The sequence below is a fragment of the Rufibacter sp. DG15C genome, from assembly GCF_001577755.1.
Taxonomy (GTDB): domain Bacteria; phylum Bacteroidota; class Bacteroidia; order Cytophagales; family Hymenobacteraceae; genus Nibribacter.
On record NZ_CP010776.1, the window covers coordinates 2500257 to 2512424 of the forward strand.

Genomic DNA, 12168 nt, shown 5'->3' on the forward strand with positions numbered 1-12168 from the left:
TTCTATTTAGCCTTCTGCCTGAATTTCTCTGGCGTGGTGCCGGTCTGTTTCTTGAAAAACCTACTAAAGTAGGAATTGTCCTCAAACCCAAGCTGGCTGGCAATCTGCGAAATGGTCAAGTGCGGAGAATGGGTGAGGAGGCGTTTGGCTTCCAAGACGAGGCGCTCCTGTAAGAGGTCAGACGTGGTTTTGCCCAGGTTGTGCTTGCAGAGTTCGTTGAGGTATTTGGGCGTTAGGTGCAAGGCCTCGGCGTAAAAGGAGATAGGCTGGTGTTCCAGGTAATGCTGTTCCACCAGGCTCTCTAACTGGTACAACTGGAACGGCCAATTCTGTTCGTCTGGTTGGACAGTAGCCACAGGATAAAGTCTTGCCAGTTGAATCAAAAGCAGTTCCAGATAACCCCTTAATGCTTCTTGTTGGAATAGTTTTGCCTGCACGTATTCTTGTTGCATCTGTTGGAGCAATGCTACGGCGGGTTGCACGACTTCTGCGGTGGAGAATAAGACCGGTTCATGTTGCCAGGACTGAAAGAAAGGAAAACGCCGCAGAGTATCATTGGAGTAAGCGCCCTGGTAAAATTCTGCGGTGAAGAATAGAAGCGTGCCTTGGGTATCTGGTGATAATTCCCAGGCGTGTACTTGGCCGGGCGTCAGGAAGTAGAAGCTGTTGGCTTGGACGGGATACTCTGTGAAGTCAATGGTGTGCGTGCCTTTCCCTGTAGCAACGTGTAACAGCAGGTAGAAATCATGCTTGTGCGGGGCCTGCACAAAGGCGTGTTTCTCGCGGTGCGCCTGCAAGTCCACAATATGGAAACCCCGGGCCAGGGCCTTGGCGGCGGTAAAGTCTGGGATGCGGTAAACGGGCAGTTTCTGAGGCATAGGCACATCTGCACATGTAGTGCCGATTTTGGCCTAATTTCAGAAAAATAGCCTAAAAACGAAGCAAAATTAATGCCCCCGGGCCTGCGGACTAGCAGCCGCGGTAGGGTCGTAGCCAATGAAGATGTTGATCCAGATGGCGCGCGAAAGCTTGAAGATGGCCGGCAAAAACAACAACAAGGACACCAGCAAAGCACCAATAAACATCCAGAGGGTAATTTCTTGTGAGAACAGCATCATCAAGCCCACCACTGCCAGCGTAGGACCGGCCGTCAAGGCGTAACTCACAAACATGGCGCCGTAGTAATAGCCGGGTTCTGGTTCATAGACTTGCTGGCAAACAGGGCAGTTGGGCAGCATCTCAGACATCTTGCGCCAGCTCAGTAAACTGTTGTTTACAAACAAGTCACCCTCGTGGCAGCGGGGGCATTTGAGTCTGGCAATGCTGTAGAGTTTAGAACCTTTTCCTAACATTTTTTCTGGGCGTTTGTCTTCTACAAAGGTACGTGCATTTTTGGGCGGCGGATAGGACAAAAGTCGGGTGTTGCGGTAGTTTCTGGTGTCTGACTTTTTTAACAAGTGAAAGCGCTCCTCTGTTTTTGGCCTGTTTTCTTGAAAACAGGCCAAAAACAGAGGAGCGCTTGTGTACATGAACAGCTATGAGGTTTAGTTAGACACGCGGTTCTCTTCCTCAGAGGTGCTGGTTTTTCTGCTGCGGGCGGTCTTTATTTTGCTGTTGCCAAACTTGTAGTCAAACGTGAGGTTGAGGCGACGACTCTCCCATTCGTTTTCCCAGTACATGTCTACGTTGTTGTACTGGAGGTTGGCTCTAAAACGGGCGGTGTCAAAGATGTCATTCAGTTTCACGCTCACGGTGGCGCGGCCACTCAAAAACGTCTTCTTGGCGCCAATGGTCATCAAATACGCTTCCTTGTTTTGGAACAGCCCAGACACGGATGGGGAGCTGTAATACGCGGAGTACTGAAGGCTAAAATCTTTGGGCAGGGTGAAGTTATTGTCGGTGCTGAAGTCCCAGGAGAATTGCTCCTGGTTGTAGTGGTCGCCTTGCACGGGGGTGGTGACTTTGTTTAAACTGCCTTGTACCTGCACGCTGGCGTTCCACCATTTACGCACCGGTATGCTTCCGCCGCTGCTCACGCTCAGAAAACGCGCGCGGCTCAGGTTCTGCGGCATGCTAATGCTCTCTTTAGTGACATCGTTCTGGCGCACCACTTCCACTACAAAGTCTTTCTGCTGCAAGTAACTCACGCTCAGTAACTGGAAGTTCTTAAACGTGTAGCTGAACTGTAGGGAGTTAGAGAAAGACGGCTGTAAAAACGGGTTTCCACGCAGACCCATGTACGGATCTGAGAAGAAGGTAAAGGGGTTCAAACTTTTGTAATTGGGTCTGCTGATACGGCGGCTGTACGAGGTGGAGAATTGATGGTCCTCAGACGGAGTATAGCTCACGAACATGCTCGGGAACAACTGCCAATAGTTGCGGTCTACGGCATCCTCTGTGGTATAAGAATTACCCTGTGAGATGGTTTGCTCGGCCCGTAGGCCTGCCTTTACGCTAATTTCTTTGGTTACTTTTTTGCTCAGGCTTACATACCCGGCATTGATGTTTTCATCATATAAAAAGTGGTTGGTGCGGCGGGTGTCATTGTACCAGGTGCCTTCTTCTTTGCGCTCAAACCTAATGTCAGAATCGTTGCGAACCCAGCTGCTCTTCCAACCGGTTTCGGCTTTCCAGTTGTGGCCCAGCGGGTGCACGTAATCCAGTTTTAGAGCATAAATCCGGACCGGTGCATCAGAGTAGCTTCTCAGTTCTTCAAAGGTTTTGTTGCCTACCACGGCCTCCGCGAAGTACTCATTGGTGAACAACTCATCCGCGGTGTTTCTGAACTGGACCAAGTCGGCGTCAAAGGTGAGGGAGCGGCCGGTAGTGTCCAAGTCAAATTTGTAGTTGAAGTTAAGGCTGTAGTTATTGGAAGAAATATCGCGGGGGTTACGCATGTGCACGCTGCCAATGGCGTTGCCCGGTATGTCATAGTTCACTGAGTTGCTTGTGGTGATCACGTCTTGCGGCGAGGTGTACCCTTTGATCATAAAACCTACGGTGTGCATTTTATTGAGGAAATAATCGGCGCCGGCCACTACGTTCACGCTTTTGGTAATGGGGTGCCAGTAGTTCACAGAACGGTACAGGCTGTCCCGGATGGTGCGCTCCATTGTAAGCTTGTTGTAAGAGTTGGAGTGGCTAGTATTGAGGCGGGTGTAAAAACTTACCTTGCCCAGGTTGTAATTGAGGTTGATGCCCGCCCAGGCTTTTTCATAGGTGCCGTAGCCAGTGCCCACGTTCAGGCTTCCGTTCATGCCTTGGGTGAGTTCTCGTTTCAGTTGCAGGTTGATGATGCCCGCCGTGCCCGCCGCGTCATAAGAAGCCGGCGGGTTGGCAATGAGTTCTACCTTGCTCAGCGCCGAGGCGGGCAATGACTTAAGGTAAGCACTTAGTTCTGCACCGCTCATATAAGTCATCTTGCCATTGATCAGCACGTTCACGCTGCCACTGCCGCGGTAAATGATGTTGTCATCCTTATCCAGACGTACGCCCGGCGCATTCTTCAAAACCTCCAGGGCGTTGTCTCCGGCGGTGTTCAGTTTCTCCACGTTTAACACCAGGCGGTCTGCCTGTTGCTCCAGCAATGGCCGCTGGCCCTGCACTACCACTTCTTTCAAGGCTGTGGCTTTCTCTGGCGTCACCAAGGCAAGCACCTGCACGGGCTGGGTGCTTACGTCAAAAGGTGCGCTCACGGCGGCATTCACGTCAATGCGCGTGGCCTTCACCAGGTATCTCCCGGCCAGTACTTTGTCAAAGGCATAGGTGCCCGTCTCGTCGGCCATTTGGGAATGCGCAATGCTGGAATCTGGCAAGTGGAGGAGAAGAATGGTGGCAAAGCCTAGCGGTTGCTGCCGGGCATCTTGCACGCTTCCTTTCACGGTGGTGCCTTGCTGGGCTAGGGCAGAAAAGGAAAGCAGGAGGGAGGCGAGGGCCAATAGCCAGCGTTGGGGAAGGGTAGAGAATGGTTTCATAGCGGTAGCGATTTGTCAAACAGATGCCCAAAGGTGAAGATCCTCGCATTCCCTTGAAAAAATATAATCCCAACGCCCTCAACAATTATCCCAACCACCGTTTTTAAGCTATTTTCCAGAAAAGAGGCCAAAAACGGCGGTTCGCATCAAAAACCAGGGGATTGGGATAAAATTAGTGCGCAGGCGCTGCGTGATTTTTAGCTTTGGGACATGAAGACGAGCAAAACCATTCTCTACCACCTCTTGGCTTGGGCCCTGTACATTGGCTACAGCCTTTTTGCAGAGCATGTGGAGAATCCCAATAAGCCTAGCTGGACCTACCTACTCCTGCTTACCTATTTTGGGAGCATAGCCATCACGTTCTATTTCTGTTACCTGGTGGTTTACCCCCGCTTCCTGAAACGCGAGAAGATAGTACCCCTGATCCTCTGCCTGGCTTTTGCCCCGTTCCTGTTCACCTTCACCCGCTATTTTCTGGAGGAGATGATGTATCCGTTCTTGTTCGGTTTCAGAAACTATGGGCCCAACACGGCTTTCTCTTATTACCTGAGTGACAATCTCTTCAGGGCGTTCCCTTTGATGGCCATTAGCGCCGTGGTGTGGAACGTGCAGGACGCCTTCAAAAAAGAGAAGGAAAACAAACTGCTCCGGGCCGAAAAGACGCAGGCTGAACTGGCCTTTCTGAAATCTCAGGTGAATCCGCACTTTCTCTACAACACGCTCAACTACCTGTACGCGCAGGCCTATCCCGTTTCTGAGAAGCTCGCCGAGGCCATTCTCAAACTCTCTGAGATGATGCGGTACATGCTGCATGAAAGCCCCAACGGCAAAGTAGAACTCCAAAAAGAGGTAGACTACCTGCGCAGCTTTGTAGACATCTTCAGGCTTAGGTTTGAAGACCGGTTTTTTGTGAATTTTACGGTAGAAGGAGAAGTAGACAGCCAGCAGATTGGCGCCCTGGTCTTGATTCCGTTTGTAGAAAACGCGTTCAAGCACGGCATCGCGGATGATCCTTCGGCTCCCATCCAAATCACCTTGCACGCCTCACCTAACAGTCTGCAGTTTACCGTCATCAACCGCATCTCAAATCATCAGAAAGACCAGACCACCGGCATTGGCCTGAGCAACATCAGGAGAAGGTTGGAACTGCTGTATCCTAATCAATATGAACTAATTGTCAAAAATGACGGCCACGTACATGAGGCCCATCTGGAACTGAAGAATCTGTAAGAATCGTTTTTGGCCTCTTTTCATGAAAAGAGGCCAAAAACGATTTGTTCGCTTGCTAGTTCCTTTTTGCGCGTTTCCTTATCTTCCTTTCCACATCCGTAATTCATTAAGAACATGATCAGGTGCATTTGTGTAGACGACGAGGCCTATGCGTCTAGCCTTCTCAAGGCCTACATTGACAAGGTTCCGTTTCTGGAGTTTGTGGGCAGCACCACCAGTCCCATTGAGGCCTTGGGTTGGGTAAGTGAAAACCGCGCCGATCTGGTGTTCTTAGACATTCAAATGCCTGAACTGACCGGCCTACAGTTCTTGAAACTGGCCGGCAATAAATGCAAAGTCATCCTCACTACTGCCTACCCAGAATATGCACTAGAAGGCTATGAGCATGATGTGGTAGACTACCTACTCAAGCCCATCGCCTTTGACCGTTTCTTAAAAGCCGTACAAAAAGCGCAGGCTATTCTGCAACCAATCGTAGGCATTGCGGTTTCCTCTGCTTCTACTCCACCAACTGTTCAGAACAGCCACGCAGAGTACATGTTTGTGAAAGGCGAAAGCAAGAACAAGTTCCTGCGCATCAACTACGCAGACATTCTCTACATTGAAGGCCTCAAGAACTACGTGTCTTTGTACCTGCCGCAGCAACGCGTTGTCACATATCAAACCCTGCGCGATCTGGAAGAGCAACTCCCTCAGCCGCCGTTTTACCGGGTGCACAAATCCTACATCATCTCCATTGACAAGGTGAGCATGGTAGACGGCCATACTCTTTACATTCAAGACAAGCAGATTCCCATTGGCGAAACTTTCCGGGAGGGATTCTTCAAGCTGATTCGGGAAAAGGACGCTACGTAACCAGGATGAGACAGGTAGTAGAAAGAGGAGCGCTCACCCACGTGGGTAAGGCTCCTCTTTCGTTTTTGGCCTGTTTTCTAGAATTCAGGCCAAAAACGAAAACTGATGCGGTCCTTGCTGTGGCTTAGAAAGAAAGGGGCAATTTCTTTGGCAACTGCTGTAAGAAACGGAACACTTACGCTACTAATGGTGAAATGACCTGCAACGGTCATTCACACAAGAAACGGGCTTTTAAAAAAAGTACCTTGTTGGCACTTTACAAGTAAAAAATATTCTTTCATTTAGGAATAGTCTTCCGGTAGATTTGCCCATCTTCGTCTTAACAATCGCAGCAACATTTTCAATTACACAACCAAACACAACCCTATGTTTTCAAAGAAGCATTTTTTCGCTGCGGCAGCAGCGGCCATGCTCTCTTCTACCGCGGCGCAGGCCCAGAAGGTAGAGTTCACAGAGTATGATTTACCCAATGGCTTACACGTGATTCTGCACCAGGACAAATCTGCCCCCGTAGTGGCAGTGTCTGTGATGTACCATGTAGGCTCCAAAAACGAACAAGTGGGCCGCTCTGGCTTCGCGCACTTCTTTGAGCATTTGCTATTTGAGGGTTCTGAGAACATCAAGCGCGGCGAATTCATGAAACTGGTGTCCAGCAACGGCGGCCAGAACAATGCCAACACCTCGCATGACCGCACCTTCTACTATGAGGTGTTCCCCAGCAACCAGTTAAAGCTGGGCTTGTGGCTGGAGAGCGAAAGAATGCTGCACCCGGTCATCAATGAGGTGGGCGTGAAGACCCAGAACGAGGTAGTTAAAGAAGAAAAACGCCTACGTATTGACAACCAACCTTACGGCCATTTCTCCAATGAAATCTTCAAGCGCTTGTTCACCAAGCACCCGTACCGTTGGCAGCCCATCGGGTCTATGGAAGACCTTGACGCCGCCAAGCTGTCTGAGTTCCAGGCGTTCTTCAAGAAATTCTACGTGCCCAACAACGCCGTCCTTTCCATTGCCGGCGACATTGACATTGCCCAGACCAAAGAGTTGGTAAACGCTTACTTCAGCGCCGTCCCGAAGGGCGAGCCGGTGGTGTACCAGAAGATGGAAGAGGCGCCTATCACGCAGATGGTGGTAGACACTGCCTATGACGCCAACATCCAGATTCCGGCTATCATGTCGGCGTACCGGGTGCCGGGCATGAGCACCAAGGACTCCAAGACCATGCAGATGATTACATCTATCTTGTCGGGCGGGGCCAGCTCCAAGCTGTACAAGAAAATGGTAGATGAGAAGAAAAACGCCTTGCAGGTGGGGGCCTTCAACTTCGCGCTGGAGGACTATGGCGCGTACATCACTTTCGCCTTGCCTAACAACAACACCCCATTGCCTACGCTTTTGAAAGACGTGGACGAGGAAATCACCAAGCTGCAGAACAACCTCATCTCTGAGGAGGATTACAAGAAAATCCAGAATCAGTTTGAGAACAACTACGTGACCGCCAACTCAACTATGTTGGGCGTAGCGGAGAACCTGGCCAGCGGCTACACCTTCTACAACAAGAACACCAACAACGTGAACCAGGAGTTGGAGACCATTAGAAGCATTACGCGCCAGGACATCCAGAACGCGGCCAAGAAATACCTGCAGCCTAACGCCCGCGTGGTCTTGTATTACCTGCCAGCCCCCGCCAAAAGCGCTAACTAATTTCAAAAGTATTTTGCCGCCCCCTTGCTCATAGGGCAGGAGAGAGGCGGCTCAACCTAGAACCAACCATGAAGAAATATATTTTGATTGCCGCCAGTGCGTTGTTGCTGTTTAGTGCAGAGGCGCAGGTGAAAGTAGACAGAAGCAAAAAACCAGCGGCCGGCCCGGCCCCGGTCATCACGTTAAAAGACCCGGTTACCTTTAAACTGAAGAACGGCATCACGGTGTTGGTGGTGGAAGACCACAAACTGCCCAAGGTGAGTGCCTCTTACTTTATTGACGCCGGTCCTATCACCGAAGGTTCTAAAGCCGGTGTGGTGGGCTTGATGGGCCTGATGCTGAACGAAGGCACCAAAGACATGACCAAGGCCCAGTTTGACGAGGCGGTGGACAAGATGGGCGCCGATGTGGGACTTACTGCCTCAGGCGGAAGCGCCTCTGCCTTGACGCGTTATTTCAACGAAGCTTTTGCCTTGATGGGCAAGGGCCTGAAGAACCCGGCTTTCACCCAGGAGTCGTTTGACAAGCTCAAGACGACGACCTTGACGGGTATGAAGAGCGAGGAGAAAAGCGTGAAAGCCATCTCGGGCCGTGTGGTGAACGCCTTGACCTATGGCAAAAACCACCCAAGCGGCGAGTTCGCCACCGAGGAAACCATCAAAAGCCTGACCTTGGCTGATGTAAAAGCAGCCTACGCCAAATACATCACGCCATCCAGAGGCTACCTCACCATCATTGGGGACATCAAGCCAGACGCCGCCAAGAAACTGGCCGAGTCTGTCCTGGGTGACTTGAAAGGCCCGGCCCTGACGCTTCCTAAACTGGCTTCAGTGCCAAACCCAGCCAAGACGGAGATCAACGTAGTGGACATGTCCAATGCGGTGCAGTCGGAGATCACGGTGACCAATTTGGTGGACCTGAAGATGAACAACCCAGACTACTTCCCGGTGTTGCTAGCCAACCAGATTCTGGGTGGCGGGTCTGAAAGCCGTTTGTTCAACAACCTGCGGGAGAAACACGGCTTTACCTACGGTGCTTATTCTAGCATCGGCTCCGGTAGATTCCAAACAGATTTCTCGGCCAGCGCTTCTGTAAGAACCGCCAAGACCGACAGCGCGGTAGTGGAATTCATTAATGAAATCAACAAGCTGCGCACCGAGAAAGTAGCCGATGATGAGTTGGCCAGTGCCAAAGCATTGTACAACGGCTCTTTTGCATTGGGTCTGGAAAACAAAGGATTGACGGCAACGTTTGCCCGTAACATCTTGATCAATGACCTGCCCAAGGATTTCTACAGAACCTACCTGCAGCGCGTGAATGCGGTGACCAAAGAAGACATTCAGCGTGTGGCTCAGAAGTATTTCAACAGCACCAACACCCGCGTGGTGGTGGTAGGCAACGCCTCTCAGATGCTGGACAACCTCAAGAAACTGAACTACCCGGTTAAGCAGTATGACACCTTCGCCAATGCCATGGCAGCCGCTGGTGCTTCTTCGGCGGCGGCTACGGCCAATGTAAAAGCTACAGATATCTTCAACAACTACATCAAAGCATTAGGTGGCGAGGCCGAGCTGAGAAAAGTAAAGTCTATTGCCTCTAACATGACCATGAACATGCAAGGCGCCAGCTTAGCGGTAGAAGCCAAATACATGGCACCTAACTATGAAGCCATGACCATGTCCATGGGGGGTAACCCGGTCATTAAAACACGTTTCAACGGCAAGGCTGGTTACCAGGAGCAAATGGGCCAGAAAAAGGACATGACCGCTGATGAGATCAAAGAAAAAGCAGATGTGACCAGTTTGTTTGAGCAACTGGATTACGTGAAGAACCCAGCCTTCAAAGCTGAGGTGAAAGGCGTAGAAAAAGTAAACGGTTCTGATGCCTACAAAGTAGTGGTGGTCTACCCGGCTGGTAAAACCAAAACCGAGTTCTATGACTTGGCTAGCAAACTGTTGGTGAAAAGCGAAGAATCCACTACCACCAACAACATGACCGTGAGCAACAGCACCGAGTACACAGACTACAAGAAAGTGGGCAGCATCTTGTACCCACATACCATCACCTTGACTGTGAACGCAGCTGGTCAACAGCAAGTACTAGAAATGAAAGCCCAATCCGTGAAATTGAACGAAGGCGTAACTGCCGCTGACTTCAACTAAATTGGGGGAAGTTATTCAAAAATAAAAAGGGAGCAGTCCATTTGGACTTGCTCCCTTTTTTATGCCTCCGTTTTTAGGTTATTTTCTGGAAATCAGGCCAAAAACGGATACGTTATCTTTCCACGACCAACCTCTGAACCCATTGGCCTTGACTAGTTTGTAACTTGATGATGTACATTCCCTGGGCTAATCCTTTAACAGAATAGCTATAGCCTTCACCAGATTTCTGAGCAGTAAGTGATTGTATTCTCTGTCCTTGTACGGTGAACACCTCGGCTTCATAAATTTTAATGAAAGCAGTTGTCCTTACCTGGAAAAAGTCCTTGGTTGGATTAGGGTAAAAAGTGATTTGCAGTGGTAGCTCGTCTGTTAACCCCGTAATGGTACTGCCTATCTCAGTAGAGGCTAAGCTTTTTCCGCCGGCAGGTTCATCAAAGTCTGCATAGATGCGGTAATAGTAAGTTTTGTCTGCCGGAAGCCCTTGGCCATTGTTGCTGTCCAAGAAAGAAGTAACGTTGGCAGTCACCTCACCCACCTTGATGAAACCGCTACTGGCCGGAATACCCGTTTCACACCCAGCTGGTGAGAACGTGGAAGGACCTTCTTTTCTGTAAATGTGAATGTTTCTGGCATTGGCACAGGCATAATTCTGCCAGTTCACTTGTATGCTGTTGTTGGTCTGTCTCACCACAGAAGAAATCACTGGGGCTGGACCCACCACGGTAATGCGCCAAGCCTGTACATCTGCCAGTGGTTGGACGCCAGCCTGTGAAACGTCTACTGCTCTAAACACTACTTGGTACGGTTGCCGGCGTACGGCCAGACATTCTGTGGGCCAGGTGAACGTGTATGCATTTTGTTCATTGGTAGACCTTATAAGAGTAGAGCCAGATATTCCGCCGGGGTAAGAACTAATGTCAACACGTTGACCTTCTGCATCAGTGGCTTTGATGATTTGTTGCAGAGGGGTCCCCGCCACCAGGCAAAGGTCCTGGGGTATCAACAGCCTGGGAGGTTTGTTGGGAATGTCCTTTACTAGAATCTGCATGTCCCGCACCACGCGGCCAATGAGGCGTCGGTTCCGCCACTCTTCTACCACAAACGCTATGTTGTACTCTCCCCACCTGTTTGGGGAATTCCAGGTCAACTGGCCCGTTGTGGCGTTCAGCCCGAAGGAAGCTGTAGTGTTCTCTGCCGGGGTTCCCAGGAAGTTCTCCAACCCTAAATATTCCGGGGCCACCACAGAGGTAGGCTCTCCGCAAGCGTTATTATTCCCACTAATGCGGGGCTCAGTCATCCTAAAAACCAGGCTATCCCCGTCTGGGTCATAGGCACCAGGGTTGTGCACGAAGATGCTGTTGATGGCTGCCACGTCAATGGGCGGCACCTGCAGGATTGGTGATCTGTTCAAGCCCAGGAACTGGTCAATGGTGATGGTAGTAGTGAGGAGGAAGGTCTGCTGCACGGAGTTGGACAGGTTGACGATCCCCGCGTTCCGGTTTTCGCCTACAAAGGACACGGTGAAAGCCCCCTCACTGGCATAGGTGTGCTCAAAGTAATACGTATTAGTCCAAGTGTTATTTTCTCCGTTCTGCAACATTACTCTGGCAGTTCTTGCCGCCGTCTGTGGTGCGCTGCAGTCCCCAAAGTACAGGGTAGACTGCTCATCCTCAATGCCGCCCACTACAGAATAGGTAACAAGTTTAAAGAAATACCGAAACGGATTCTTGGCGGCGGTAGTATCACTTTTGGTAAAAATGTTTCCGGCCCGTATGTGGGTAGCCTGAGCAGTTAAGCTAAAAATAAGACAGGCCATGATCAAGGCCGACTTTGCAAAGGCATGCGGTTTAGGTAGGTAAATGTTTCGCATCAGGCTGTTAGCATGAGAATGGAAGAAATAGTCTGCCTCTCTGTGAAGATAGAAGCACAGATAGCAAAACCTTCTAATAGGACAGGTGAATACGCTTTGATACCCGCTGTCCCTTAAAGGTAAATGTAAGGCGGTTTAAAACGCTTAATGTGCCTGCCATTTTTAGGCTATTACACAGAAAATAGCCTAAAAATAAATATTTATGGCTTGGCAGGAAGTCTGGTCGGCTTCCTGCTGGGCATGCTCTGGCCCCGGAAAGAAGTACCCGTTTCTTTGGAACAGGAACGGGCCTATCAATAGCCGTTTTTGGCCAGTTTACGCGAAAAAGGCAAAAAACGGTTAGGTGGTATCCCTAAAGCCACTTACCCTATTG

General features: G+C 50.3%; 8 protein-coding genes. 4 read left to right on the top strand and 4 right to left on the bottom strand.

Annotated features, from left to right (window positions below; translation table 11 throughout):
* Positions 1–2 precede the first annotated feature (2 nt).
* The 3 genes from TH61_RS10675 to TH61_RS10685 all read right to left on the bottom strand — a co-directional run bounded on the left by TH61_RS10675 (position 3) and on the right by TH61_RS10685 (position 3974).
* Complete coding sequence (locus tag TH61_RS10675; RefSeq protein WP_066509011.1) at positions 3–878, bottom strand: helix-turn-helix domain-containing protein; 876 nt, start codon at positions 876–878, stop codon at positions 3–5.
* Positions 879–947: 69 nt separating this feature from the next.
* Positions 948–1457: a DUF983 domain-containing protein gene (locus tag TH61_RS10680; RefSeq protein WP_231862207.1), complete on the bottom strand. Its 510-nt coding sequence runs from the start codon at positions 1455–1457 to the stop codon at positions 948–950.
* Between the two features lie 87 nt (positions 1458–1544).
* Positions 1545–3974 carry a TonB-dependent receptor domain-containing protein gene (locus tag TH61_RS10685; protein ID WP_066509013.1) on the bottom strand — a complete coding sequence of 810 codons (2430 nt, stop codon included), beginning with the start codon at positions 3972–3974 and terminating at the stop codon, positions 1545–1547.
* Between the two features lie 210 nt (positions 3975–4184).
* Here TH61_RS10685 and TH61_RS10690 point away from each other — a divergent pair, with 210 nt between their 5' ends.
* The 4 genes from TH61_RS10690 to TH61_RS10705 all read left to right on the top strand — a co-directional run bounded on the left by TH61_RS10690 (position 4185) and on the right by TH61_RS10705 (position 9925).
* A complete protein-coding gene (locus tag TH61_RS10690) occupies positions 4185–5204 on the top strand; it encodes a sensor histidine kinase (protein ID WP_066509017.1) in 1020 nt (339 codons plus the stop codon).
* A gap of 114 nt (positions 5205–5318) precedes the next feature.
* Entirely contained in the window at positions 5319–6059 is a 741-nt protein-coding gene (locus TH61_RS10695) for a LytTR family DNA-binding domain-containing protein (RefSeq protein WP_066509018.1), read from the top strand.
* Positions 6060–6425: 366 nt separating this feature from the next.
* Positions 6426–7763 carry a pitrilysin family protein gene (locus TH61_RS10700; RefSeq protein WP_066509019.1) on the top strand — a complete coding sequence of 446 codons (1338 nt, stop codon included), beginning with the start codon at positions 6426–6428 and terminating at the stop codon, positions 7761–7763.
* 68 nt (positions 7764–7831) lie between these two features.
* On the top strand, positions 7832–9925 hold the full coding sequence (locus TH61_RS10705; RefSeq protein ID WP_066509020.1) for an insulinase family protein: 2094 nt from the start codon (positions 7832–7834) through the stop codon (positions 9923–9925).
* Between the two features lie 112 nt (positions 9926–10037).
* Here TH61_RS10705 and TH61_RS10710 read toward each other — a convergent pair whose 3' ends face one another.
* Positions 10038–11795, bottom strand: a complete 1758-nt coding sequence (locus TH61_RS10710) for a T9SS type A sorting domain-containing protein (protein ID WP_066509022.1) — start codon at positions 11793–11795, stop codon at positions 10038–10040.
* Between the last annotated feature and the right edge of the window lie 373 nt (positions 11796–12168).